The 25,935-nt window shown below is 40.5% G+C and carries 20 protein-coding genes and 1 riboswitch; of the genes, 8 read left to right on the top strand and 12 right to left on the bottom strand.

The genetic code is table 11. The features are described from left to right. Window positions 1–37: 37 nt before the first annotated feature. From H5090_RS10125 to H5090_RS10115, 3 genes are all read right to left on the bottom strand, one after another. Entirely contained in the window at window positions 38–928 is an 891-nt protein-coding gene (locus tag H5090_RS10125; protein ID WP_182695622.1) for a dienelactone hydrolase family protein, read from the bottom strand. A 219-nt stretch (window positions 929–1,147) separates the two neighbouring features. After that, on the bottom strand, window positions 1,148–4,297 hold the full coding sequence (locus H5090_RS10120; RefSeq protein WP_182695621.1) for an efflux RND transporter permease subunit: 3,150 nt from the start codon (window positions 4,295–4,297) through the stop codon (window positions 1,148–1,150). A 2-nt stretch (window positions 4,298–4,299) separates the two neighbouring features. After that, window positions 4,300–5,478, bottom strand: coding sequence for an efflux RND transporter periplasmic adaptor subunit (locus H5090_RS10115; RefSeq protein ID WP_182695620.1), 1,179 nt, complete (start codon window positions 5,476–5,478; stop codon window positions 4,300–4,302). A 169-nt stretch (window positions 5,479–5,647) separates the two neighbouring features. Here H5090_RS10115 and H5090_RS10110 point away from each other — a divergent pair, with 169 nt between their 5' ends. Together H5090_RS10110 and H5090_RS10105 are read left to right on the top strand one after the other, a co-directional pair. Beyond that, the gene (locus H5090_RS10110) at window positions 5,648–5,911 is read left to right on the top strand and encodes a YkgJ family cysteine cluster protein (RefSeq protein WP_008134548.1); all 264 of its coding nucleotides are present in this window, start codon (window positions 5,648–5,650) and stop codon (window positions 5,909–5,911) included. 204 nt (window positions 5,912–6,115) lie between these two features. Then, window positions 6,116–6,586, top strand: coding sequence for a hypothetical protein (locus H5090_RS10105; protein ID WP_182695619.1), 471 nt, complete (start codon window positions 6,116–6,118; stop codon window positions 6,584–6,586). A 108-nt stretch (window positions 6,587–6,694) separates the two neighbouring features. Here H5090_RS10105 and H5090_RS10100 read toward each other — a convergent pair whose 3' ends face one another. Beyond that, window positions 6,695–8,545, bottom strand: a complete 1,851-nt coding sequence (locus H5090_RS10100) for a TonB-dependent siderophore receptor (protein WP_182695618.1) — start codon at window positions 8,543–8,545, stop codon at window positions 6,695–6,697. 340 nt (window positions 8,546–8,885) lie between these two features. Between H5090_RS10100 and H5090_RS10095 the strand changes: the two genes are divergently transcribed. Beyond that, window positions 8,886–9,374 carry a peptide-methionine (S)-S-oxide reductase gene (locus tag H5090_RS10095; RefSeq protein ID WP_182695617.1) on the top strand — a complete coding sequence of 163 codons (489 nt, stop codon included), beginning with the start codon at window positions 8,886–8,888 and terminating at the stop codon, window positions 9,372–9,374. 290 nt (window positions 9,375–9,664) lie between these two features. Here H5090_RS10095 and H5090_RS10090 read toward each other — a convergent pair whose 3' ends face one another. From H5090_RS10090 to H5090_RS10075, 4 genes are all read right to left on the bottom strand, one after another. Continuing rightward, window positions 9,665–10,216, bottom strand: coding sequence for a DUF4136 domain-containing protein (locus tag H5090_RS10090; protein WP_024595193.1), 552 nt, complete (start codon window positions 10,214–10,216; stop codon window positions 9,665–9,667). A gap of 108 nt (window positions 10,217–10,324) precedes the next feature. Continuing rightward, window positions 10,325–13,102 (bottom strand): ATPase, encoded by a 2,778-nt coding sequence (locus H5090_RS10085; protein WP_182695616.1) that lies wholly within the window; start codon window positions 13,100–13,102, stop codon window positions 10,325–10,327. Then, window positions 13,099–13,647 (bottom strand): condensin complex protein MksE, encoded by a 549-nt coding sequence (locus tag H5090_RS10080; protein WP_182695615.1) that lies wholly within the window; start codon window positions 13,645–13,647, stop codon window positions 13,099–13,101. The genes H5090_RS10085 and H5090_RS10080 overlap by 4 nt, the downstream gene beginning before the upstream one ends. Window positions 13,648–13,650: 3 nt before the next feature. Beyond that, the gene (locus tag H5090_RS10075) at window positions 13,651–14,922 is read right to left on the bottom strand and encodes a hypothetical protein (RefSeq protein ID WP_182695614.1); all 1,272 of its coding nucleotides are present in this window, start codon (window positions 14,920–14,922) and stop codon (window positions 13,651–13,653) included. A 222-nt stretch (window positions 14,923–15,144) separates the two neighbouring features. On the opposite strand from H5090_RS10075, the gene nhaD reads away from it, so the two are divergent. Both nhaD and lysC read left to right on the top strand, forming a co-directional pair. After that, on the top strand, window positions 15,145–16,392 hold the full coding sequence (gene nhaD, locus H5090_RS10070; RefSeq protein ID WP_182695613.1) for a sodium:proton antiporter NhaD: 1,248 nt from the start codon (window positions 15,145–15,147) through the stop codon (window positions 16,390–16,392). A gap of 101 nt (window positions 16,393–16,493) precedes the next feature. Beyond that, window positions 16,494–16,666, top strand: a riboswitch (Lysine riboswitch). A gap of 75 nt (window positions 16,667–16,741) precedes the next feature. After that, window positions 16,742–18,133 carry a lysine-sensitive aspartokinase 3 gene (gene lysC / locus H5090_RS10065; protein WP_182693750.1) on the top strand — a complete coding sequence of 464 codons (1,392 nt, stop codon included), beginning with the start codon at window positions 16,742–16,744 and terminating at the stop codon, window positions 18,131–18,133. Between the two features lie 46 nt (window positions 18,134–18,179). Here lysC and H5090_RS10060 read toward each other — a convergent pair whose 3' ends face one another. Further along, a complete protein-coding gene (locus H5090_RS10060) occupies window positions 18,180–18,938 on the bottom strand; it encodes a 4'-phosphopantetheinyl transferase superfamily protein (RefSeq protein ID WP_182695612.1) in 759 nt (252 codons plus the stop codon). Between the two features lie 141 nt (window positions 18,939–19,079). Here H5090_RS10060 and H5090_RS10055 point away from each other — a divergent pair, with 141 nt between their 5' ends. Next, on the top strand, window positions 19,080–20,402 hold the full coding sequence (locus H5090_RS10055) for a sodium-dependent transporter (RefSeq protein WP_182695611.1): 1,323 nt from the start codon (window positions 19,080–19,082) through the stop codon (window positions 20,400–20,402). A gap of 95 nt (window positions 20,403–20,497) precedes the next feature. On the opposite strand, the gene H5090_RS10050 is transcribed toward H5090_RS10055, so the two are convergent. Next, on the bottom strand, window positions 20,498–21,478 hold the full coding sequence (locus H5090_RS10050; RefSeq protein WP_182695610.1) for a 2-hydroxyacid dehydrogenase: 981 nt from the start codon (window positions 21,476–21,478) through the stop codon (window positions 20,498–20,500). Window positions 21,479–21,566: 88 nt separating this feature from the next. After that, a complete protein-coding gene (locus tag H5090_RS10045; RefSeq protein WP_024595202.1) occupies window positions 21,567–22,127 on the bottom strand; it encodes a glutathione peroxidase in 561 nt (186 codons plus the stop codon). Between the two features lie 121 nt (window positions 22,128–22,248). On the opposite strand from H5090_RS10045, the gene H5090_RS10040 reads away from it, so the two are divergent. After that, complete coding sequence (locus tag H5090_RS10040) at window positions 22,249–23,130, top strand: NAD(P)-dependent oxidoreductase (RefSeq protein ID WP_182695609.1); 882 nt, start codon at window positions 22,249–22,251, stop codon at window positions 23,128–23,130. Between the two features lie 504 nt (window positions 23,131–23,634). Here H5090_RS10040 and sbcB read toward each other — a convergent pair. Beyond that, entirely contained in the window at window positions 23,635–25,080 is a 1,446-nt protein-coding gene (sbcB, locus tag H5090_RS10035) for an exodeoxyribonuclease I (RefSeq protein WP_182695608.1), read from the bottom strand. A gap of 301 nt (window positions 25,081–25,381) precedes the next feature. Here sbcB and H5090_RS20840 point away from each other — a divergent pair, with 301 nt between their 5' ends. Then, on the top strand, window positions 25,382–25,933 hold the full coding sequence (locus H5090_RS20840; RefSeq protein ID WP_310736315.1) for an AHH domain-containing protein: 552 nt from the start codon (window positions 25,382–25,384) through the stop codon (window positions 25,931–25,933). The last annotated feature ends 2 nt before the right edge of the window (window positions 25,934–25,935 follow it).

Raw genomic sequence — 25,935 nt, 5'->3', positions numbered from 1 at the left:
GCCACCGGCTTAGAGCTGGTGGCATTTATCGTATTCGTTAACTTAGCTTTTTATTAAAAAACTCAACGGTACGTTGCCATGCAAGCTCGGCATTGTCCTTATCATATCGACCTGTAGAGTCATTATGAAATCCATGATTTGCCCCTTTATACATATGCATAGTGTATTCAACATTATTAGCTTTTAAATCTTGTTCGTACTGTGGCCACGACGCGTTTACACGTTTATCCAGCTCGCCTAATTGAATCATTAACGGTGCTTTAATATTTTTACGTAAACTTTCACTGGCGGGAGTGCCGTAAAAAGGCACGCCAGCGCTGATTAAATTACTATCTACTGCCGCTAAATAATTAACAATGTAGCCACCAAAACAAAAACCGACAGCGCCTAACTTACCGTTACTGTTAGCATGCGATTTTAAAAAGTGCGCTGCGGCAACAAAATCGTTTTGAATTTTAGCGCGATCCATGGTTTTTTGCATAGCGCGTCCTTCATCATCATTACCAGGGTAACCACCTAGAGGAAATAGCGCATCGGGTGCAAATGCAATAAAGCCTACTTTAGCTAAGCGTCTTGCTACATCCTTTACGTATGGGTTTAATCCACGGTTTTCGTGTACCACGAGTACAACAGGAAGCTTACCCTCTACATTTTTAGGGGTTGCTAAGTAACCTTTGCCTTTACCGTGTCCGTCTGGCGAATCGAATTCTTCGTACGTTGCCGTTATATCGTCATCGTTAAACGACACTTGTTCAGCCAGTGCGTAATTAGGTAATAATGCCGATGTAAGTACAGCCATCGAAAAGCCAAGTGCAGCAAGGCCACCGAGTTTTTTCATAAAAGTACGTCGATCCATTAAACCGTGGGCGTACTCGTCATACCAATCAAAGGCTTCTTGAGGAATGTGATCAGAGGGAGATGTATTCATGGCTGTTCCTTAATTTTATTATGTCTATTTATTATTTAAATACCATAACGTATTAGAGATAAAAAACGAGCAATATTTCTATCAATTATTAGGACTGGTAATTAATCCTGCGTGTTAAAAAATAAGTAATGTTAGCAAATAGGTGAATATCATTTTTAAGCTAAAAATAAAAAGCTCGACATAATATGCCGAGCTTTTTTGGTTGGGATGTTACTTAATTTAGCTGTGAGTAGGCGCTGGTTGGGCATCTACTAGTGGTGGCTTGCCACGCATTTTACGTACTAATCGTTTAGCATCTTCTAGTGCAACATACTGGCACGGTATAAGTATCAGTGTAATTACTGTGGCAAATAACACACCAAAAGCAAGTGATACAGCCATTGGGATAACAATTTTAGCTTGTAAACTCGTTTCAAAAATAATTGGCATTACACCAATAAAGGTAGTGATTGAGGTAAGTAATATCGCTCTAAAGCGACGAGCACCGGCTTGCATTACAGCATCCTTAATCGCAACACCTTCAGCGCGTGCTTTGTTTACAAAATCAACCATAACGAGGGAATCATTTACGACCACACCCGCTACAGCAATAATGCCAAACATCGATAAGCTACTCATGGTCATACCTAAAATCATATGCCCAAACATCGCGCCCACTACACCAAACGGAATAACCGACATTATAATAAGTGGCTGCGAGTAAGAGCGAAGCGGAATGGCTAACAAGGCAAATATAATCATCATTGATATACCAAAATCACGAAGCTGCTCTGAAGCGCTATCCATCTCTTCTTGAATGCGCCCAGCTACATCACTTGTAACGCCAGGGTAGCTCTTAAGTAATGTTGGTAAGTATTCATCACGAATTTCCTCAGCTATCGCAAATGGTTCGGCTTTGTCGGTATTTACCGCAGCCCATACGTTTACAGTGCGTTTAGAGTTTTCTCGGCGAATACGGTTTACACCGTCAACCAGCTTAACTTCGGCTACTTCACTTAGCGGTACTTCAGCGCCTGTAGGCGTAATAATACGCACACTTGCTATGTCACTTATTGAGTTACGTTCGTCTTCTGGATAGCGGATCATGACTTTAATTTCTTCGCCTTCACGCAATATTCGCTGCGCTTCTAAGCCGTAGTAACTAAAGCTAACTTGCGACGCTACATCAGCAAGCGTTAAACCCATGCTGTAAGCGAGTGGTTTTAAATCAAGTTGCACTTCGTCGGTAGCGCTTTGCATTGAATCGTTTACGTCGCCAACGCCTTCCATTGTTTGTAATTTGGCTTTTAATTTACCAGCCACTTCTTTTAGCTCGTCAGCATTTTTGCCTTCAAGTTTAAAGCTAACGTCGCCATCATCTCGACCGCCATTCATTATACTGTCTTGAATGGTCATGGTTTTAATGCCGGGTAGAGCGGGCATTTGCTCACGCCATAATGCACTTAGGGCAAAGGTGTCGATAGGGCGTAAATCAGGCTCTACCAAAATGGCCATAATATTTGCTTCAGTTCGTCCGCGAAGGCTTACCGATAAATCGCGGATCATCGGTTTACCGTATTGCTCTTGTAGTTGCTGATCGACCTGTAACAACACGCTTTCTATTTTACGTGCGGTTTCAAGCGTTGCTTGCTCAGATGAGGCAAGGTTCATTTCTATATCAATACGCGGAAAGTCGTGCGGTATTTTAGGGTTTGGTACAAACTTAACTAAACCACCTGCAAACATACCTGCGCTTACAATAAGCAAACACATAAAGCCGACAATCACTGTATAGCGATAATGAATACAGCGGCCAACAAAAGGAAGGTAGTAGTTATTCACAAAGCTTTTTAAGCTGCTATCAATCACCATACGTAAGCGGTGTAATAGGTTTTTAGGATTTGGTTTACGTGGGTTCATTGCTGCAATATGCGCAGGTAAAATAAGTTTTGATTCAATGAGTGAAAAAATCAAACATAAAATAATCACGCCACCAATGGCCTTAGAAAAAGCAGCGCCAGGGCCGGTTGCGAGTGTTTGAGGTAAAAATGCCGCAATAGTCGTTAGTACACCAAAGGTTGCTGGCATCGCAACGCGTTTTACACCGCGTACAACGTTATCAAGTGTGTGACCGTATTTTTCTATTTCGGCACTGGCTGACTCGCCCACAACTATGGCGTCATCAACAACAATCCCGAGCACAAGTATAAAGGCAAAAAGAGAGGCTAGGTTAATTGTTACATCTAAAAAGCCAATAGGCATAAACAAAAAGGCGCCCAGAAAAGACACCGGTAAACCCATCATTACCCAAAATGCTAAGCGTAGCGGTAAAAATAGTGCCAGCACTAACATTACTAACAAGCCACCCCAAATCATGTTATCGACCATCATATCGAGTCGACCTTCAAGGTAGTAAGTTAAATCAACAATAGGAGAGAGCTTAACACCTGCTGGTAAAAGCGGCTCTTTAGTTGCCATGTAGCTTTTAAGTACTTTTGCTACATCGGTAATGTCTTGATCTTTTGATGCGTTTACTTCAAACGAGAGTGAATTCTTACCATTGTATTTTGAATATTGTAGACCTTCTTCAAAGCCATCATTAATAGTTGCAACATCGCCTAAATAAATTTGTGCGCCATCAGCAAGGGTAATAAGTGGCAGTTTTTCAAACTCAAAACCACGGTAGGCTTGTTTTTCAACACGCATCGAAATATAACCATTTTCAGAGCGTATTTGTCCCGCCGACATATTTGCCGAAAAGTTTTGCACCGCGCCTGCAATATCTCTAAATGTTAAGCCATATTCGCGCAGTTTATCGGGGCTGACTTCTATACCAATTTCATATTCTAAGCCGCCGTTAAAATTAACAAGGTTAACGTGAGGCAGTGCTTGTAGTTCGTCTTTTATATCGTTGCCAAGCTCTTTTAACTGGTAGTTACTCATGTCGCCGTAAAGCGCGAGTATCATTACCTCTTGCTCAAACTTATCGCGGCGCACAACAGGGCGCTCCATCCCCGCAGGAAAGGTGTTTATTGAATCAACTTGTACTTTAATTTCATCAAGTACTTCTTGTGGATTGTATTGCTCTTCTATTTCAATCCACGCTTGTGAAAAACCACGGTTAGAGTACGTAATTAGGCGTTTAATGCCTTCAATACCTTCGAGGTTTTCCTCAACTTTTATGGTTATGCCTTCTTCAACCTCTTGCGGGGCTGCACCTGGGTAAACTGCTTGTACGCTTATCCAGTTGCTTTCAAACTGTGGGAACATTTGTTTGCGAATGGTCATCGCCATTAAAATACCGCCTACTAATATAAATATCATTAGTAGGTTGGCAGCAACGGGATTTCGGGCAAACCATGCTATTAACCCTGTTTCACGAGTGTTCATGATTATTCCTCTTTCAGCGCAAGTTGAGTTACATCAGTTTTATCAGGCGCAATATCTTCAATTTTTACTGCCATACCTTCAGTTGGGTATTCAAGCGCTGAGGTAACAATTTGCTCGCCATTGTTTAACCCTTGGCTGGCTATAATCATGCCGTTTTGTTCGCGTATAATATTGAGGGTTTTAAACGACAATGTTAAATCGTCATTTAAAATTACAATTTTATTATCTTTAACTAAGTGGTGGGCAACAATAATTGCGTTATCAAGCGGGCGACCTTCAATGGTAGCGTTAATGTACGAACCAAAACGAAGAGGGCGTGTTTTGTCGCCATAAGGTGTTGCAAGTTGTGCAACCAAGTAGCTCATACGGCTTGTTTGATCAACCACACCTTCGGTGCGAATTACTTTGGCTTGCCACATTGTTTGCCTACCCGCGTATTCTGCGTTAAATGTAACATTTGAGCCTACGCCGCCATTTTTTAAATATTGCAGTTCTTGATCGGCAACCGGTAAACGTACCTCTGCAACTGAGGTTGCACTTAGTGCGCCAAAACTATTACCTGGGTTTACTACTGAACCCAAGCTAATTGTGCGCTCATTAATAATGGCATCATAAGGGGCTTTAATATAAGTACGCTCAAGATTGCGGCTAGCACGTTTAACACTTGCTTGAGCAGAGCGATAACGCGCTAATTTTTCGGCCAGCTGTGGTTTTCGTAAATAAAGTTCTGATGCGATAGCGTCGCTTGAGTCTGACTTAATGCGCTCCCACTCAGCTTGAGCGACATGTGCTTGCGCGCGTTCTATTTCAAGTGCTGAGCTTGCTTGTGCTAAACCCGCTTGCGCTTCAATAAAGTCTGCTTCGTAATCATTTGCATCAATTCGTGCTAAAATATCGCCTTGCTTTACAAACGCGCCTTCTACAAATTGATCTGATACCGAAATAACTTGCCCGCTAACTTGTGCTATTAGCTCTGTACGATATTTTGGTTTAACAATGCCGTACGATTTAACATCGAGCGTTATAGAATCTAAAAGTACGCGTTGTGTTGCTACTAAAGGACGTAAATCTTGCTCTGGCTTTTCTTCGGGTGGTTTTTTCATTGCCATAAAGGCGAAAGCTAAAGCAATACCGCCTGCTAAAACAGCGATTGGGAGTATTATTTGTTTTGTAGTAGCCACAAGGCATTCCTTCATAATTGGTGGTGACAGAGCAATAATACGCAATAAAGTGTTTACAAGCTGTTTTAAGATGTAACAAAGCATTACATGTGTGTGTTACAACTCACTATGTGACTAATTAAGTTCCTAAAAAGAAATTAAAGTAAGTGTTTTTTATACAGAGGAAATTATGAAAACCGAATCGATGAATTGCAGGCTAGGCTGCGGCGCATGTTGTATTGCGCCAAGTATTAGTTCGCCTATTCCAGGTATGCCAAATGGTAAAAAAGCCGGAGAGCGTTGTATTCAGCTGGACGAACGTAATTTATGTAAGTTATTTGGTGATGAAAGTCGACCAAAAGTATGTAGCGATTTTAGTGCCACGTTTGATGTGTGCGGGTCTACAAATGCACAAGCTCTAGCGCTTATTACAGAGCTCGAAGAGCTCACTTAATCCTCATTTTTAATACACATCTATTTACAATATATTATTAATAAAAATCTCCACAAGGTTATTAAAAGCAGTCGTTAATATATTTTATGGCGAAATATTAGACATATTTAACTTTGTCGCTAATATAGGTAACTGTAAGATACTTTTTATAAATTTCATTTATAGGTGATTTCATTCAATCTTAATTTTTAAAAGGAAAGAAAAATGAAAAATTTACTTACAGCATTTACATTAGGTGTGACTTTATTAGGTTGTTCAAACTTACCCATTAAAACCGATATTAAAGAAGACCACTTTAGACTCGAAAACTTTAAAAGAGAGCAGGGAGTAGATCTAGAATATGTCCACTTGATGTGCTTTAAAAAAAGACCTACACAATGGGCTGAACCAAAGCAGTATATCAGTGGTGAGCATGATTTATGGGTAAAGGCGAGTGTTTCAAACCCTGATGTTTTAAATAGTCAAAAAGAAGCTTTTGTTAATTTTAACGTTAATTTAGATTCTAATAAAAGCTACATGCTAAATAGAAAAAGGGAAGGGGATAAAATATCAATCTGGATACAAGAAGTTGAAACCGGTACGGTTGTTTCGCAGGTTCTTACAGATGAGCTTAGTCGCCCTTTACAAATTGATAATGAGCTAAGAAAGAGACAATGTCGTTCTGGTTCAATATAAGCTGAGTAATCAAAGTTCTTAATATTTAGCATGTCGTTTATTCTTTGCTAAATATTTATTCAAAGACCTGTTTTAAATAAACAGGCCTTTGAATGTGATAGCTCATTTCTACCAGTTATACGTTGCGCTTAACGTATATTGCTCACCGCGCCCTGGTGTACCTGGTATTTCTTCAAACGACTCATCCCATAAGTTATCTGCCGCTAAGGTGATAAATAAATTACTCAACTGTGGCGGAGTTATTTTAAGCGTTAGCTGGGTAAATAACGCGTTGTCATTGCCGTTTCTAAGTGCATTTTTGTGTTGTGTACGCCATTCGTTATCTATTCTAAATTCTAAAATATCAGTTGGGTTGTACACAGCGCCAAGTGTTAAACGGTGATCAGGAAAGTTTAATGCGTAAAAGCTGGCATCAATATCGGCTGCGCCGTAGTTTTCTGATTTATGTAAATATGTGTAGCTTGCTATAAGTTTTGCTGTATCAAAGTGCTTAGTCGCTAAAAATTCAACCCCTGCAGTATCAATATCTACTGGGTTTGCAAAGCGCGCTGAGGTTGAATCAAAATTAAAGGTCCAATCGGTTAAGTTATTATCTTTTCGATAAAAAATAGCCGAGTTTAACTGCCAGCTTTGTTCTTCAAGTAATAAACCTAGCTCCAAGTTTGATGTGGTTTCGCGCTCAAGGTTGTAGTTACTTCTAAATAACCCGCCTGAATCACTGCCGCCAATGGCTGTGTAGCCTGCAACTTGACTCGCTTGCGCGTATGATAAGTAAAGGGTTTGTGCTGTGCCGTCACTATTTTGGGTGTTTAAGGTTATGTCACCAATAGCTGATACTTCAGCATCATCACGATTTGTATCGTCATAGGCTGCGCCTAAACGAAAGGTAAGCTGTTGGTTTTTTAGCGCTATTGTGTATTGGGGCAATATACTCAGCTTGTAATACTTTCGTGAGGTAAAGTTGTTTTCAAGTGTGGTTGATTCAATCGAGTCATCAATAAACTGTGTAGAGTAATTTATTGCCAGTGCATCGCTTTGTGCATGGCGACCCGAAAGTCCAAGCGATTTAACTTCACTTTTATGAAAAGCTTCAAATGCACTAGGATTTTCGCGCGAGTAAATATAGTGATCGTCATGGGTACGATAATAAGCCGATACTTCAAAATTGCTGTTATCAGCGTAGCTTTGCTTATGATTAAGCATCCAAAGGCGGGTTTCTAAATCTTCAGTTTCGTTAACGCCAAAAGGGGTGTACAAGTTAGGCCAGCCAAAAAACTTATCTTGCGAGCCATAAAATAAATCGGTTTGGCTGTGCTCGCTTGCTAATTGCACGCGAGCTGAGGCGCGCGAGAAGTCATGATCGCCATTATCAATGGTGCCATCACTTTGCGAATGAGAATACTCACCTTCAAAGCCCAGAGTATAGTTAGCTAAGCTATCAAGTTGTGTGTTTTTAGCAGCGTGAATACTTTGCAGATTAAAGTCGTTTGTACCAGTACCAAGGGATACACTACCGCCGGTAATAATCGGTTTCCAACCAAACGAAACTGTACCTACAGAGCTATTCATACCGTAAAGTGCGTTATCGGCACCAGTTAAAACATCTGGGCCGGTTAGCATTTGCGGTGCAATGGGTATTTCAGCAAAATAATGGCCAGATTGCGGGTCAAGCAGGGTAGCGCTTCCTACCCTAAAACCGGTGTTTTCGAAAATACCGCCGCGTATAGTTACATCAGCCTGCGCCTCAGCCATATTACGCGATTGTAAATCAACACGGGGGTCATATTCTAAATTAGAAATAGGCGAGTCGAATGTGCCTACTGGCAACTTATTTGCAGTGGGTGAGGCCTCAACCGTTATTTTCTCGATTGCCGACTCATCAGATAGCGTATTAGCATTGGCAAATGCAGTAACGCTGCATAATATTGCAGGTATTATAATGTGTGGTGTGCGATTCATGTGTTTCTCGTCATTTTTTATTTGTAGCTGCGGTTACAATTAATTTCAAAGCTTATATTTGAGCATGATAAAATAACTAGATGTAACAGCAGTCATTTTGTGCGCGATTGTACATTAATTTGTTAATAACTGCATTTGATAACCATTTACGTAATACCGACTTTATTAAAAACATGATCATCCTATCGCATTAAATAGCGCACTCACTGCGTTAAAAGTTATTTATATAGAACAACTATATGTCATAATTTTCGCCTTGTTATTGCGCTATTTTCTTGGCGCTATAATAGAACATTATTTTAATGCAATCGGTATAATTACTTATTAGGTAACATTTATAATGGATACGACACAACAAAATACTATTTACTTTGCTGGTGGCTGCCTGTGGGGCGTACAAGAGTTTTTAAAGCACTTACCAGGCGTAATAAGTACTGAAGCAGGTCGCGCTAATGGTACAAGCAAAACCACTGACGGCGAATACGATGGTTATGCCGAATGCGTAAAGGTCATTTTTGATTTAAAAGTCGTTAGCCTAAATAAGCTGTATGATTACTTTTTTGAAATTATTGACCCATACAGTATTAATAAACAAGGGGATGACGTAGGCCCTAAATACCGCACTGCCATTTATAGCAAAAACCAAAGCCATTTAGATGCAGCAAGCAATTATATAAACAAGCGCAGTGATGCCGATAAAATTGTGGTAGGGGTAGAGCTGCTAACTAACTACGTGCCAAGCGATCATGAGCATCAAGACCGACTAACTAATCACCCTGATGATTACTGCCATATACCGCTTGAGTTACTGCATAAGTATAAATCGTAAATTTAACACGGTGTTTTTTTGTAGACGTGCAGCTTGCTGACGTGACGAGCGCAGCTCGTAATTTAAGATGGAATATAGCGCTATAAAGTAATTAGAAGCTATCGCTTCTCGCGCAAGCAAGCATAGCGCCTACAGGTAAAGTTTAATCCGGTATTTTGTTAGACGTGCAGCTTGCTGACGTGATGAGCGCAGCTCATAATTATTTAAACCTGAAGTCCCAAAAATACATACCCACAAAAAAGCTCACGTACTGTGAGCTTTTTTAAAACTTACTTATAGCTAATTTTAACTTACTGCTGCTTTTGCGGCGGGAAGTTACTTAATATTTCGCTCACTGTTTTATTAATTGATGCTTCACGTTGTTCTGGCGATTGGTTTTTCTTTAATCGGCCTTCTTTTGCGCCGCGCCATACTAGCTGGTTAGATTCACGGTCTACAATATCAATAATCAGTGTGCCCACTTCGTATTCACGCGCGGTTGTGTCACGTTGAAAACCAGTACCCCAATAACCCCAATGCGGGCGGTAGTTTACATTAAATGTATCTACTTCAAGCTCTTTATCTACCGATGCATGATAGTTAACAAGTACATCAGCATTAGCTGCATCAACTAAGCTCATACCTAGTGTTTGGCTCAGTTCTGCGTTAACGGCAGTGCGAACACGTTTTTCCATTAGGCCATTAATTTGGTAATTATTTGTGTCTTTAGTTAGGCTGGCGTTTTCTACCCAAGCAAATGTTTTAAAATTACTAAAGTTGGCTGATTTATCGTAATCCCAATCAGGGGTTTGTGTACAGGCTGTAAGTAGTGCTAGCGCTGCAACAATAAGTATATTTTTCATTACGTTTGCTCCAATAAAATGCATTAATTTAAAATAACACACATAGTTTAAATGTGTATTATTTAAACGTCCTATATTTTAGTTTAGTTGGTTTGCCTTAACGGCCAATTAATTGTGTTCAACTTCAATCCAATCTTTTTCATCTACCCAGTTTTGTGCACCGTCTTTTACCGAGCGAATCGGCACAATGTAGTCACAACTTATTTGCGGCTTAACTGAGGCAAATATAGGAACAAAACCAAAGCTTAGTGCGGTTTCTATAATTGCTTTTTGATTTTGTGGGTCAATGTCGGCCGCTTCATCTATGTAAATAGGTATACGGTATAGGTTTTGTTCTTGATCGCTTAATAAGTAACGTATAAACAACATGCCACACAATAACTTAATCGTAATACGTGTGCCGTTTGAACCCGCCGAATCTATTTTTTCAAAGTGTTCGGTTTCACCTGCGCGGTTAACTACTTCAAATCGAATATCAAATAAATCGGTAAGTGTTAAGCCCGCTTTATCTGAGGCGAGTTTAATTAAGTGATCTTTTGCTTCGTTTACCGCACTTTCGCTGTAAGGTTCTTGGCTAAGTAAATCAAGCGTGTCGCCTTGCTCAAACTGATGCGACGTGCTGATGATAGTATCAATACTATCAACCAGCATTTTGCGCGGTATGACGTTAATTTTAAACGCTTGCAGGTTTGAAATACGGTGCTGGCTTATGCCTTTATTAAAGCTATTCATTTCGCGGCGAAGTCGGTCTAAATCTTCTCGCAAGCCTTTTATAGTTGCGGCCACTTCGGTAAGCGCAACGCGTGCTTGGCGCTTAACAGCATCGCGTTCGTTATCAATATTATGAAAGGCGCTTATTAGCTTTTGGTATTTAGTGTATTCGTCATTTTCGTTGTCGAATTTAGTAATACCCGCGTTATATACATGCAAATAGGTATTACGTACGTTTATGTCAAAATTACGCAGCTCTTGGCAGTCTTTATTAAAGTGATGAACAAGGTCGCTTAAGTTATCAAAGTCGACCGTAATATCAATCATATACGGGGTTACTTTACCGCTGTATAAATCAAGCGTGTGGTCAATTCGCTCGCTCTTAACTTGGCGTAAGCGCTCAGTTTGGCGATTAATTTGCTCTTGTTTCGATTTAATTAACGAGCGGCGATCGGCAATTGAGCCACTATTTTTTTGAATATCTTGCAGGTAGTCGTCAACTTGTTCGCGCTCAGCTAATAACTGCTCTTTTAGCATGGCTTGCGCTTCAACCGATTGCTGCATTACATCAAACTGCTCTAAGCGTTTTAGGGCGCTCTCTGCACTCATAAGCTCATCGTATAACGCGTCTTTTTCTTTTTGCTTGTCGGCAACGTTTGCTGCAACATCGCGCTGTTGCTTAAACTCTTTAAGTGAATGCTCAAGTGCACTGAGCTGAGCGGTTAATTGCTCTTTGTTTTCGCCGCTTTGCATTTGCACAGGCGAGAGCTTTTTAAGCTTAATGCTCGCACCTGGCAGAGTTAGTACACCGCCTTTAACGTTTTCGCTAAGTAGCGATAAAAATTCACCAAACGCATCTTCGTCATCAATGGTTATATCGCCATTAGTGGTGGTTGCAAACGAGAGAATATCTGGGTTTAAAATCCGCGATATTTCTTCTACTTCTTTTAACGAGAGGTCTTCGCGCATGCGGGTAAACAAATTAAATTCAAGATTTTTAAGTTGCAGCTTTAAGCTCTTAATTTGTTTTTGTGTTTCGCTAATGCGGTAGTCAAGTGTGTGTAGGCTTTGCCCTTGTGCGCTGGTTATAGAGTGCGAAAGCGACTCGTAATCTTGCTTTAACTGAGTCAGGCTGGTTTTAAGCGTGGCTTTATTTACCAGTTCAAACTCGCTTTTAAGCGCATCGTAATCTAAAAACCACTGCTCAATTTGTGTTTGTCTGCGCTCTATGTCGCGCGATTGCTGTACGTATAGGCTTTGCTTTTGCTCAAACTCATGTTTTTCGTGCTCTATATCTTCAAGCGCTATACCCAGCTCATTAAGTTGCGATTCTTGATAGGTATCAAAATCAATTAATGCTTGGTCAATTTTAGGTGCGTACGCCGCTAATTTACCTTTAAGCACGGTTTGGTTTTCAAGCATTGATTCAAGCGCTGCTATTGGCTCTTGCATTGACTCAAGGGCTTTTAATTCGCGTTTTGAGCGATTTACTTTATCAAACGAGCGACGCCATACTTCATAAAAGTCGACCTTAGAATTCGACATATGGCGTTCAAACACGCGTAGCATAAAGCGTTTTACGTCGCTTGCGCCCAATTTATGTAAGTTAAGAATACGTCTAAATATTTCTTTATAAATAGAAGAGTCTTGAACATTATTTAGCGGGATCATTTTTAGGTTAATGTCGCCGTCAAAAGGCGTTGCGCCGCCAGTCAACAGCGCGTTTAACTCTTGTGCTTTAAGCTCAATAGGGTTGTAGTTAAGCGATTTTAAATGGTTGAACAGCTTGGTAAATTTAATAATAGTTTTACCTTGCGTATACTGCTCTAAATCAAGCTTACCTTGATAACAAAAGTACTGATGCGCGTAACCGGCAATTTTACCAAGTCCTGCAACTCCAATTACTACCGAGCCATGAGGCAAGTTAGCTTCTAGTAAAATGTAGGACTGATCGGATGAAAAATAAAACTTACGGGTTTCATCTAAATCGTGTCCGTCCCATTCTGTTAAGCGCAAATCGTTAATAAGCGGAAACTGCAGGGCGTTAATAACCGAGCTTTTACCGGTGTTATTGGGCGCGCAAATAGAGCTGCTTTTATCAAGCGGGATCACACATTTTGCATAGCCTGCGGTGTTAAGTAGGGCGAGTTTGCTTAGTCCGTATAGATTTTTCATTCCTCGCCCTCTGTAATGTAGGTTTCTTCGTTTACTTCCATGAGTGCATCTATGTAGCGGTGAATTGGCGCTTGTAGCATAAAGCCGCCTTCTACTTCACGGGCTAAACCTAAGCGCACCATGCGCAGGTAAACGTCTTTACGCAAATCCGATCCCGAAAATATCTCAAGCTGATCAAACAAATGTTTGTTAATTTGCACCAGCGTTTGCATAAGCTCTAAATCGTTTACGTCGTCAAACAATGCGCGCATTGGGTCTTTACCCGTATTGGCGTAGTGCTCAATTAAAATGTAAATGGTGAGCGCGATAGCGCGAGATATTTTGCCCATATTTGGCGTACTTTCGTCGCTACCAAAATAATAAAAGCCACGGCTATCGTGTTTTAAATCGTTACCTAAAGCGGTAAATAGGGCGGTGTAGTCTTCTATGTGTTGGTCAAGCTCTTGCCACATTACGTTGTCTTGCTCGCAAATGTGATAACCCGCTACTAATTTTTTATTAATGGCTTGTAGATGAGTTAGCTCGTCTAAGTTTATGTGTGTCATGGTTTATTTACCTGCCTTTGAATCTGGCTGAGGCTCTGAATTAAATGGATATAAAGAAAAGTGCTGACCGGCAATTTTTACGCGGGCTTTTTCATCGCTTTGAATTATTTTAATATCGCTGTCGCTGACTAATTTTTGATACAAAAATAGCATTTCGTCGGCATCGAGATCTGGATAGCTTTCATCTAAAAATTGCAGCAAGGGCTGCGGCTTTTTGCGTTTTTTATTAAAGCGCTTAGCAAAGCTGGTTTTAACATCGTTGTAGTCAGGAATATTAGGCGTAACAAATGCAGGCACGTCTTGCTGGTCAGGCAATTGGTATTCTTCGTGTTCAAATTCAACCAAGCTTGCCATGTAAGCCACAATATGGCGTTGCTGACCAAGTGAATATCGCTGCGCGTCGCTTACAAAATGTGGCTGCACAGCACTTAGCATATTGTCTACGCCATTTTTACGTACAAGCCCAAGTACTTTGGCTGCTTGGCGAGTAATTAAGTTATTACGACGTAACTCTTCGCGTAGCGGCATAAGCATATCGGCACTTTTACGTAAGCTTTCTCGGCCCATTAAATGCATTTCGAGTATACGGGTACGTAATTGCTCCAGCATACGTTTGTCGTTATACGCTTTACCTGAGCGCTCAATGTGCAGTATTTGCTTACTTATTTGCTCTTCAATGAGGATAAAACACGCATGAAATTCACCACGAATATCAACCATTTCAAGCATTGGCTCTATGTATTCGTCAAAGGCTTCTATTACCGCTTTATAACGCTTTTGCAGCGATTGCACTGCATTATTTGATTTGGCTTGTTCAACAATGTTTAAAATAGCGTTTTCGTTGTGCGTATAAAGCTTCATTATTTTACGCACCCGATCATCCATAATGCGGCTGTAGCGGCGTAAGTCGTCAAAGTCTTCTATTTCGCCAGCGTTATCTAGGCGGTTACCTAAACGAGCCAGGTCCTCTACTAATACGCTAATTTCTTGTGCTAAACCTAAATGCTCTTCTTGCAGTAAAAAAGTAGCAAAATCGGCAATGGCACGATTTATTTCAAGTTGAGAGGATTTAGCCAGTGGAATTAAAATATCTTGGTTTAACAAACGATTTGTTTCTTTATAAATGCGTTCGTTTGACCACGTAGGCTGCTTTTGCTTAATCGCGTTTTGTACGTCTTTTAGGCTAAAGTCAGCCATTTTAAAACGTTTAAATAATAGCTCTAATACACCCCAATGTTCGGTTATGGTGTTTAGCAGCTTTTTAGCTGGGATCATAAGGGGTTACAACATCCTAGTATTTTATTATTGAGTTCTTTTAGAAGACTCATTATTACGTATTTTTAATTAACCTTGTCTGTATATAGTATTCGTTTTTAAGACCATTTAATAATAGTTTTTGCATAGAGGCAGTGCTAAAATTCGCGCCGAAAATAGGCACATGAAATGGAATGTTATTTGTGTGTTCTTTAAAACTATATCAAAGGTTGTTTAACTACCATGGTTTCCTCGATTATTCTAACCCTGATAGCGATTGCATTTTTACTGATCGTTATAGAAGATATAATCCATGTAAATAAAGCTAAAACCACGCTGTTTTTTGGTACGCTTTGCTGGATTCTTCTTTTTATATACCCTCTACACGGGCAAAGCCCCGATACGATTCAACATCTTTTAAATGAAAATATTTTAGAAATTGCCTCGCTATGGCTATTTTTAATGGCTGCAATGACCTTTGTAGCGTATTTAAATTCAAAGGGGTTTATAGAAAATATTGTGCACCGTGTTATGCCAAAAAGTATTAGCGAAAAAAAGCTCATGTTTTTGGTGGGTGGTTTTGCATTTTTGTTTTCGTCGATTTCAGATAACGTAACAGCGACGCTTATATCGCTTGCGGTTGTTATGTCGTTAAAACTTGGACCTAAAAAACTCATTAAATACGCCACGCTTATTGTGTTTGGAGTTAACTCAGGTGGGGTATCGCTAATAACAGGTGACGTAACCACACTAATGATATTTTTAGATGGCAAAGTAACCATTGCTCATTTATTACTACTTATAGCGCCAGCACTTGCAAGCGTTATGCTGCTTGCCGCGTTACTGTCTATAGGTATGAAAGGGCGTGTTGAGTTTGCTAGTGCAGGTAAAACCCGCATTGAAAAAACCGACATAACCATTGCTGTTATATTTTTATCTACCGTAGTGAGCACACTTACGCTGAGTGTAATTTACAGCGTACCGCCTCTATTAACCTTTTTGTTTGGCTTATCAGTGATGTTTTTAGTGGCGCAATTTTTAATGCGTAAAAAAGACATAAACAAAGACATAATCGATTTTGTTCGCGATATAGAATACGACACATTATTGTTTTTTGTAGGCGTACTTTTACTTGTAGGTGCACTTAAAGAAATTGGTATGTTGAGTAAATTTACCGATCTATACACGGTAATGGCACCAGAATACGCAAACTACTTAATGGGCATATTATCAGCTGGGGTCGATAACGTACCGCTTACCGCTGCATTATTAAAAGCCAATATAGTAATGAGCCAACAACATTGGTTGTCGTTTACGTATGCAACGGGTGTGGGCGGTTCAATGCTTATTATTGGTTCGGCTGCGGGCATTATTGCCATGAGTAAAGTTAAAGCGCTTACCTTTATGAGCTACTTGCGTTTATCGCTGCATTTATTAATTTGTTACACGGTTGGATATGCGGGCTCGTATTACATGGGCAGTTTTATTTAACTCATAAATTATTAAATGCTTGACAGCTAGACGTCTAAACGATAACTTTCAAAGCCCCGCTACTTAGTGGGGTTTTGTTTTATTAGCCACTGGTTAATAAAGCATTCAGAAGAGGTGCGATACTTAGGTACTTAATGTTAGGCGACGAAAGCCGATGATCATTAAGGAGGGAAGTACTCGCCGAGGAAAATAATGGTACGTCGTCATTGTTTTTCGGTTTATGGGGCTGAATCCTCAAAACTGTCACCAATATAGGTGGAGAGCTTCTGGCAGTGGACTTATCTTCAAGCATTCCTTTGCCAAGTTCTTCTTGTTTTATTGCGGTTTGGATACCGCGAAAGGAGACTAAATGACTACCCAATCAGTGCCACAAACAGTATCAGGCGCAAAATCAGATTACATCGTTGCCAAATTTGGCGGAACCAGTGTTGCAAATTTTGAAGCGATGAGTCGCTGTAGCGAAATTATTGTTGCAGATAAAAGCGTACGTATTGTTGCCGTGAGCGCCAGTGCCGGCGTAACTAATCACTTAGTTGCACTGTGTAAATCAAGCATTACTCCTAGTGAGCGCCAAGAACACATAAACGGCGTGCTTGCTATTCAACAAACTATTTTAGATGAATTATCGCTAGATGCCGATTTAGCGGTTGGCTTTAACGAAACCCTAAAAGCATTTCAAACATTGGCTCAAGAGCCACTAACAACCGATCAGCAACACGACGAGCTACTTAGCTTTGGTGAGCGTTTATCGTCGTATTTGTTTGCACAGGTACTTCGTTTACAGGGTTTAAATGCCGATCGCTTTGATGTGCGCAAGGTACTTAAAACCGACAGCCAATTTGGTAAAGCAACGCCCAATGTTGCAGCCACAGCGCAAGCTGCTAAAGAGCATTTAATTCCGTTATTAGACGCTCAAGTAATTGTAACTCAGGGATTTATTGGTAGTGACGAATACGGTCACACCACAACGCTAGGACGTGGTGGTTCTGACTATAGCGCTGCATTACTAGCTGAAGCGATTAACGCTAAAAGTGTGCATATTTGGACCGACGTAGTGGGCATTTTTAGCACCGACCCGCGTTTGTGCGCAAAAGCGACGCCTATTGCACGCTTAAGTTTTGACGAAGCCGCTGAAATGGCAACCTTTGGTGCAAAAGTATTGCACCCAGCGACTATTTTACCAGCAAGCCGTAGCCACATTAACGTGTTTGTAGGTTCTAGCCGAGAGCCTGAGCGTGGCGGTACGTGGATTGAGCGCGAAAAATCGCAGCAACCAGGTATACGCGCAGTAACGCAACGTAAAAACCAAATATTGCTTACGCTTAAAAGCCCAGAAATGCTACTAGCAAGCGGCTTTTTAGCACGCGTATTTACACTATTAAGTGAATACAATATATCGGTAGATTTGGTAACTACATCAGAAATCAGCGTGGCTATAACGCTTGATAACGCGCAAAACGCCTCGCGCCCAGAGCTTGATCAAGAATGCCTAGATAAGCTTGCAGAGTTTTGCCATGTTTCGGTAGAAAACAACCTAACATTGGTGGCACTTATTGGCTCTGAGATTCAATTACGCCAACACGAAATGAACTTAATGAGTGTACTAAAAGACTTTAACATTCGATTAATTTGTCACGGTGCTAGTAAGCACAACCTGTGCTTTTTAGTAGAGCAAACTGAGTCAGATAACGTAGTACAGTCTATTCATAGCCGTTTATTAGAAAACGATTTTGCTGCGTAAATAACGGTTATTCAGGAAAATTAACTAGTAAGGTTGCTTAACAAAATTAATTAATAAAGTCATTTAATAAAAAGCATCGCCAGTCGGTGCTTTTTTTATGCACCACACTCACATCAAAACAAACATTACTGTCACTGCTATCAGCTACAGTAACGCGATTACTGCAAGCACTCAGCTTTGCACTATGTAATTCGTCAAACACATTGGGGCTAAGTAACTTTGCAATAGGGCGGCTGGTGGCTTTAGCAAGAGACTCTTTTAGTGTCCAAATTCTAAAAAACGTATCTGCTTGGGCTTGGGTATTAGTAGGCTTGGTGATAAGTGTAATTTCATCATTATGATAAAAATGCTTAGCTAGCTTTTCAAATGGGCGCTTTAGGCTTACTTTTTCAATATCAAAACCAAACTCACTTTTATCAAAATTTAGCGCGACCCCAACTAAACCATGTGAGTGCGAAATACAGGTATTAATAACATCACCACTTACATGTACTTGCAGCTTTGAGCTTGCCTCGTCAAATTCTGTACTCATTTTATTAAGGGCTACGTGCGCATGTTGCGGCTGCGCTACTTTAATAAGGTGTTTTAACAATAACCGCGTCGCTAAATACTCTTGCTTAGCTTGTGGGCTTTTACGGCGGTTTATAATGTTTAACTCAAACGGGCTTAAGCAATCGGGAAAATTAAAGTCTCTAAGCTCAAGTGTTTTAGCATTAAATAATAAAATACTGTTACTCGCTAAAGACAAATTTGCCAATTGAGTTGAAGTAATACTCAAGGCGTTTTTAAAATAGTGTTCAGTCATAAAAGCCCTAAAGCAAAAGAAGTCGCTGATATTGTGAGCGGTTAACGCCACTAATAAAGGCTGGGTACAATTTTATTACTCAGCTGGCATGAAATATGGTTTAATTCACAATAATCAAAATAATAACAGATTTGTAGATGTATGGCACAAGTGCGTGATGGGTTTCAAAGCCGACTTGGTTTTGTTTTAGCCGCTGCTGGCGCAGCAGTGGGTTTGGGTAATATTTGGGGTTTTCCTACGCAAGCGGCCAACCATGGCGGCGGTGCTTTTTTACTGGTTTATTTTATTGTTATATTTTTACTTGCGCTACCTGCGCTGTATACCGAACTTTATTTAGGTCACAAAGCACAAGCTAACCCGGTAAAAGCATTGGGCGATGCATGGCAAAACACTAGCCGTAAAGTAGGTGCAGCAGCCGGTTACATAGGCCTTGCGGGCGCAGTTGTTATGCTAAGTTTTTATTCAATAGTGGCAGGGTGGATGCTCTCGTACGCTATTGAACCCATAACAACCTTTTTAGGTTTCACAGGCGCAAGCGAATTTTTACATAGCGACTCAGTGCTGCGTAATTTTGTATTTACGCCGCTTATGCTTATTTTAACTGCCAGTATTATTTTAAAAGGGGTTAAATCGGGAATCGAAACTTGGTCGCGCCGTTTGATGCCACTTCTGCTTGTGCTGCTTGTTGGTTTAATTGCCTACATTGCAACACTCGATGGCGCAAGCGAAGGCTTTGCCGCGTATTTAATCCCTGATTTTAGCCAAATACTCGACCCTAATTTAATTATTGCCGCAATGGGGCAAGCGTTCTTTTCGCTCTCGTTAGGTGTAGGCTGTATGATGATTTACGGATCGTATTTACAGCCAGATGCTAATTTACCAAAGCTCACAGCCGGTGTTGCCTTACTCGATACCAGCGTTGCTTTTTTAGCAGGGTTACTTATTATTCCTGCTATTTATGTGGCGCAGCATAACGGTGTAGAGGTATTTAGTGGTGGTAAACTGATTGGCGAAGGGCAACTTATTTTTGCTATTTTACCTGAGCTATTTAGCACCATGGGCGAAATTGGCTTATTAGTTGGTTTATTGTTTTTTGTACTAATGTCTATCGCATCGGTTACGTCAACTATATCGACGACTGAAATTCCGGTAGCGTTTTTAGTCGAAAACCACAACGTTAGCCGCACCAAAGCAACCTGGGCCGTTAGCGCCGTTGTACTTGTGTGTGCAAGCGCAATTATACTAAATTTTGATTGGTTATTTGGCTTAGTTATTATGCTATTTACTCAATACCAATTACCGCTTATGGGTTTATTTTACTTTATTACAGTAGGGTGGATGTGGCAGCGTGGTAATAAATTACATCAAGCAACAACTGGCGTACATTACTGGTTTGCTCAGTATATTCGATTTGTTTGCCCAATATTAATGACCTTAGTATTTGCAAACGTTGCCTTTGGTTAATTTTATCTAAGCCCTAAAATAAATTAATAAAGCGAAGTGAGTTTAAAACGCACTTCGCTTTTTTTGTGCCTGTTATTTAGGTATAGCCAAGAACTTTATAAAACCTCATTAGTCAGAGGCCTACCTTCACTTACTTCAAACGCGTTAAGCAGGGTTGTGTTTGCTATTTCGGTGAGTGCTTCTTGTGTAAAAAAGCCCTGATGCCCCGTTACTAATACATTTTTAAAGCTCACTAAGCGCGAAAATATATCGTCTTGGTTTATTTCGTCACTGTGGTTTTTAAAAAACAGCTCCGATTCTTGCTCGTAAACGTCGAGCCCTAAATACCCTAATTTTTTAGTTTTAAGTGCATTAATGCACGCTTTGCTGTTAAGCAGTGCCCCGCGAGAGGTGTTAATAAGCATAACGCCGGTTTTCATTTTACTAAATGCCTCATCATCTATTAGATGATGAGTTTGTTCCGTTAATGGGCAATGCAAAGAAATCACATCGCTTTGGCTAAGCAAGGTGTCTATATCGGTAATTGTATAATTGCCAGGTTGCGCGTATGGGTCGCACACTAATACTTTAGCGCCAAAGCCATTTAAAATGTTACACAGCGCAAGGCCAATTTTACCGCAACCTACAATACCCACAGTTTTATTGTGCAAGTTAAAACCAAGCAATCCGTTTAAATCAAAATTGTCTTCGCGTACGCGGTTATACGCTTTATGGGTTTTACGGCTAAGTGTTAGCATAAGTGCAATACAATGCTCGGCTACTGCTTCTGGGCTGTAAGCCGGTACGCGTAATACTTTAATTTTATGTGCTTTTGCTGCAGGTAAATCAACATTATTAAATCCTGCACAACGCAGTAAAATAGTATTTATGTCTTGGCTTGCCAATTGTTCAATAACCGTGTCGTTTACGGTGTCGTTTACAAATACACATATGGCATCAAACCCGCTTGCTAAAATAGCCGTTTGTTCGCTCAGGGATTGCTCAAAATACGTTATTTTTATATCACGATGATCGCGTGTACTTTGTTCAAAAAAAGGCAGTTCGTACTTTTGAGTACTAAAAAAAGCAATGTTCATGGTAATAGCCTCGACGCTTAATAAGTATCAATACAATAAACTACTTTATAAACCTGTGCTTTAGTAACACGCATTTTATTGATTTAAATTAAGCCTTAGCTGGCGTAAATAAAGGTATTTTTGATGCTACCTTTTTACCACCTCTTGCAGCGCTTAACTTTGCAGCTTGCAGTAAGTTGCTTTCTATTACTTGTTTAAGTGTTTCGGGCTTAGTACGCGGTGCATAGCGTGCAACAAGTTGCCCTTGTGAGTTAATTAAAAACTTAGTGAAATTCCACTTAATTGCACGATTTTGCGAAATACCCCGCGTATGCGACTTTAAATAATTAAACAACGGATGTGTTTCTGGCCCGTTTACCATTACCTTACCAAATACCTCAAACGAGATATTAAATTGATCTTGGTAAAAGTCTTTTATGGCTAAATTATCAAGCGGCTCATTTTGGCCAAACTGGTTACACGGAAACGCTAGTACAGTAAAACCATTGCTTTTGTATTGCTGGTAGAGCTTTTCGAGTGCGTTTAATTGCACCGAAAAATTACACTTACTCGCTGTATTAACAATAAGGACGGTTTTGCCCTGTAACTGGCTAAGAGGAAAATTTTCGCTGTTATAAAGTGGTGCATTAAATTGATAAATACTGTCCATAGGTTACCTACTTACCTTTCCCGTTAAGGAAATTTTATAAAGACTTTCATTCGCTTTTTTATCGACCGGTTGACATAATCGAGGTCTAGTTTCTAAGTTATCAGTTAAATAGGTCATTTTTATGTCAATGAAAGTCGCATTTATAGGTTTAGGCGTAATGGGTTACCCAATGGCGGGGCATTTAGCCAATAAAGGGCATAGTGTATGTGTATTTAATCGTACGCAATCAAAGGCGCAAAGTTGGGCTGAACAATACAAAGGAAGCGTTGCACACACCCCACGCGAAGCTGCTCAAGGCGCTGATATTGTATTTATGTGTGTTGGGAATGATGACGATTTACGCTCAGTAGTGTATGGCGACGACGGCGTGTTAGCGGGCATGTTACCGCACACTGTTTTGGTTGATCACACCACAACTTCTGCCGAAGTAGCACGTGAAGTGGCTGCAAAAGCGGCTCTGCAAAATATCGACTTTATAGATGCGCCTGTATCGGGCGGACAAGCTGGCGCCGAAAACGGCGTATTAACGGTTATGGCGGGTGGTAGTGAAGCCGTATTTGCTAAAGTGCAGCCAGTTATGGCGGCGTTTAGTCGTTTTAGCCAATTACTAGGCGGCGTTGGCTCGGGACAACTTTGTAAAATGGTTAATCAAATTTGTATTGCTGGTGTAGTGCAAGGTTTAGCCGAAGGCTTACATTTTGCCAAGCAAGCTGGGCTTGATGGTGAAAAAGTTATAGAAACCATTTCTAAAGGTGCAGCCGGTTCATGGCAAATGGAAAACCGCTACAAAACAATGTGGGCGGGTGAATATGAGTTTGGTTTTGCCGTAGATTGGATGCGTAAAGATTTAGGCATTGCACTCGATGAAGCTAAAAACAACGGCGCTACTTTACCAATGACCGCAACGGTCGATCAATACTACGCCGATGTACAAGCGCTCGGCGGTGGCAGATACGACACCTCAAGTTTACTAGCACGCATTGAAGCACTGCATAAAAAGTAACGCTGTAGACGCGAAGCTTGCTTGCGTGGCGGGCAAAGCCCGTAAGATTTATTCACAATGAGGTTATGAGGCGCTGCGCTTTTAGAGGCAGTGATAGATAAAAAAGATTGTTGGTCTTTATGTTTTCTCATTTACTCCTCATTCGCTTCTCTTTGTGAAATAGTATTTTATTTAAGTAATTAAAAGCTGTGCTTTTCACGTGAGCAAGCTCTACGTTTACCCCAAAGTGTAGATATGAGTTTTACTTGTAGACGCGAAGCTTGCTTGCGTGACGGGCAAAGCCCGTAAAGTAATTTATTCACAAAGAGGTTATGAGGCGCTGCGCTTTTAGAGGAAGTAATAGATCTAAAAAGTTATTGTTTTTATGTCTTCTCATTTACTCCTCATTCGCTTCTCTTTGTGAAATAGATTTTGCTTTGTTTTAAGTGGTACAGATATTTATAAACAAAAACGCGACGCTTTATTGTTAAAGCGTCGCGTTTTTAATGCGTTATACAAACAAAATTACATGCTTTGTGCGTAGTTATACAACGCCTTTAAAATTGTAAGGTTTTTTTCGCTGTCGTCATGTTCATGCGCTAGGTTTTCAAGGGTGATCATAAAATCTTGCGCGTTAATCGATGGTTGATCCTCCCCGTGCATTAACTTGTTTTGGCAATACTGGCGCCATTGATCAAGTTCTTGCTGGTTTAGCGTTTCAGGCCAGTTACGAGCGCGGTATCTAAACAACAATGTATTAAACTTTTTATCTTCAAAGTCTAACTTCAACCCAGCTAACTCATCTGGTTTAGCATCGCGAATAATCGCAAACTTAGCTTTATCGGCATGGCTTGTAAAACCATCGTAAAGTAGGTAGTCAACGTTAGTAGTTGCGCTGTAATCGCCTTGCTCGTTAAACACTTCGGTTACTTTATCGCGAAGGTCGGTATTGGCTTTTAAAATAGCTAAGTTAGCTAAGCACTGCTCGCGGTCAATCCCAAGGCGGGCGGCGTTTTCAGGCAATAATGTTTTAGCTGGGGCTAAAATAGGGCACTTGTTTAAATGCACCAGTTTTAAGCCAACAGGTAATTCACCCTCGGCTAAATCAACACGTTTGGTGTATAAGCGTTTGCGTAACTCTTCTACGTTTAAATCAATGAGTACTTGCGGGTTTTGAGTTAAATCAAAACAAATAACCGCGTTTTTATTTACCGGATGAAAGCTCATTGGTGCAACCCAGCTTGTACAGCCTTGTGTTGCAGGTATGCGCGACGAGGTATGCACCAGCGGCGTCATGTTAAATACATCAACTAATTCAGCAAGGGCTTTTTTATTACGCAAACCAAAAAAGAAGTTATACAGCTTTGGCTGTTTTTCTTTTATTAGCTTAGCCAATGCAATAGTGGCGGTTACGTCGCTTAGCGCATCGTGCGCTGCGGCGTGTTCAATACCATTAGCTACCGTTAAATGTTCTAGCTTAAAGCTTGGGCTGCCGTCTTCTTTTAACGGCCATTCAATGCCTTCAGGGCGCAGTGCGTAACAAGCGCGTACTAAATCAATAATATCCCAGCGGCTATTGTTATTTTTGTATTCACGCTCGTATGGGTCGTAAAAGTTACGGTAAAAGCTATAACGGCTTACTTCGTCATCAAACCGAATACTGTTATAACCAGCAACACAAGTGTTTGGCACGCTAAATTCGGCATGAATTTTTGCTATAAACTCAGCTTCAACTAAGCCTTTTTTCATCGCTACTTGTGGCGTAATACCTGTAATTAAACACGCCTCAGGGTGAGGCAAGTAATCCGCTTGCGGCTTACAATATTCAATAAGTGGCTCGCCAATAATATTTAAATCAAGATCGGTACGAACACCCGCAAACTGGCTCGGCTTATCCTTTTGAGGGCTCGCCCCCCAAGTCTCGTAGTCGTGCCAATAGATTGTTGCTTGATTTTGCTCTTGATATGCCATGCTGAAAACCCTGAGTAGTTAACTTAAAAACGCCTAAATACGCGCCAAGTTACTAAAATAATGAATTATTTAGATTATGGCATATGGGCGAGGGAGTTTATAGGTTTGGGTGAGAAATGATATTCACGGAACTTTGGAATAATACGTCAAGCTTGAGTTTTGTTCCCATATTGCATTTAGTTACCAAAATGACACTATTTAAGCAGGAGTATTAAAATCATTTTAAAGGAATAAATTTAGCATGCCTTCTAATACAAAAGAGTACGTAACCGTTCAATAGTTAGAGCAAGACCTTCTCACCGTGACTGGTAATCCCTCAATTGCTAAAAACCAAGCTACTCAATATGCTATTTACTATCGAGGCGAAATTATTGATTCAGCACGTTATAAAAAAGGGCTTATAAGTAAAGATGACTTAATACTTAGTAGGCATGTACGGTGGGAGCATAATAAGCGGCACAGTATTAAACTAAGTAGAAATATGATTGCAGCAGGTAGGGAAAGAGGTGAAAATATGGCGGCTCACCATATAGTCGCTTGGGGCGATCCCCGAGCTTCAAAGGCTAGGCTTAGACTCGCAGGCTTTGGAATCGATATTGACCATGAAGCAAATGGAGTATTTCTTCCTAGATTTGCTAAACATACTCCAATGGATGCAATGCCTAAGGCTGAAGCACATACAAAAACCCACACAAGCGAATATTTCTTAAACGTAGAAGCTTTACTTACCGATACTATAGCTGAAGGTTTAGGGCGCACAGGTGTAATAGAGTTACTTAGAGATATTGGCGACGAATTACAAAGCGGTGATTTCCCACTACATGAAGAATTATCAAATATGATACCAAGGTAATT

Origin of the sequence: Pseudoalteromonas sp. SR43-5, assembly GCF_014163835.1 — a bacterium.
GTDB lineage: Bacteria > Pseudomonadota > Gammaproteobacteria > Enterobacterales > Alteromonadaceae > Pseudoalteromonas > Pseudoalteromonas distincta.
The sequence above is the reverse complement of the archived record's forward strand: the minus strand, read 5'-3'. Positions and strand labels throughout refer to the sequence as shown.

Excerpts from the sequence above, each read along its gene's own strand:
- H5090_RS10125 (WP_182695622.1), bottom strand. The coding sequence starts at position 928 with ATGAATACATCTCCCTCTGATCACATTCCTCAAGAAGCCTTTGATTGG.
- H5090_RS10120 (WP_182695621.1), bottom strand. The coding sequence starts at position 4,297 with ATGAACACTCGTGAAACAGGGTTAATAGCATGGTTTGCCCGAAATCCC.
- H5090_RS10110 (WP_008134548.1), top strand. The coding sequence starts at position 5,648 with ATGAAAACCGAATCGATGAATTGCAGGCTAGGCTGCGGCGCATGTTGT.
- H5090_RS10105 (WP_182695619.1), top strand. The coding sequence starts at position 6,116 with ATGAAAAATTTACTTACAGCATTTACATTAGGTGTGACTTTATTAGGT.
- H5090_RS10100 (WP_182695618.1), bottom strand. The coding sequence starts at position 8,545 with ATGAATCGCACACCACACATTATAATACCTGCAATATTATGCAGCGTT.
- H5090_RS10095 (WP_182695617.1), top strand. The coding sequence starts at position 8,886 with ATGGATACGACACAACAAAATACTATTTACTTTGCTGGTGGCTGCCTG.
- H5090_RS10090 (WP_024595193.1), bottom strand. The coding sequence starts at position 10,216 with ATGAAAAATATACTTATTGTTGCAGCGCTAGCACTACTTACAGCCTGT.
- H5090_RS10085 (WP_182695616.1), bottom strand. The coding sequence starts at position 13,102 with ATGAAAAATCTATACGGACTAAGCAAACTCGCCCTACTTAACACCGCA.
- H5090_RS10080 (WP_182695615.1), bottom strand. The coding sequence starts at position 13,647 with ATGACACACATAAACTTAGACGAGCTAACTCATCTACAAGCCATTAAT.
- H5090_RS10075 (WP_182695614.1), bottom strand. The coding sequence starts at position 14,922 with ATGATCCCAGCTAAAAAGCTGCTAAACACCATAACCGAACATTGGGGT.
- nhaD (WP_182695613.1), top strand. The coding sequence starts at position 15,145 with ATGGTTTCCTCGATTATTCTAACCCTGATAGCGATTGCATTTTTACTG.
- lysC (WP_182693750.1), top strand. The coding sequence starts at position 16,742 with ATGACTACCCAATCAGTGCCACAAACAGTATCAGGCGCAAAATCAGAT.
- H5090_RS10060 (WP_182695612.1), bottom strand. The coding sequence starts at position 18,938 with ATGACTGAACACTATTTTAAAAACGCCTTGAGTATTACTTCAACTCAA.
- H5090_RS10055 (WP_182695611.1), top strand. The coding sequence starts at position 19,080 with ATGGCACAAGTGCGTGATGGGTTTCAAAGCCGACTTGGTTTTGTTTTA.
- H5090_RS10050 (WP_182695610.1), bottom strand. The coding sequence starts at position 21,478 with ATGAACATTGCTTTTTTTAGTACTCAAAAGTACGAACTGCCTTTTTTT.
- H5090_RS10045 (WP_024595202.1), bottom strand. The coding sequence starts at position 22,127 with ATGGACAGTATTTATCAATTTAATGCACCACTTTATAACAGCGAAAAT.
- H5090_RS10040 (WP_182695609.1), top strand. The coding sequence starts at position 22,249 with ATGTCAATGAAAGTCGCATTTATAGGTTTAGGCGTAATGGGTTACCCA.
- sbcB (WP_182695608.1), bottom strand. The coding sequence starts at position 25,080 with ATGGCATATCAAGAGCAAAATCAAGCAACAATCTATTGGCACGACTAC.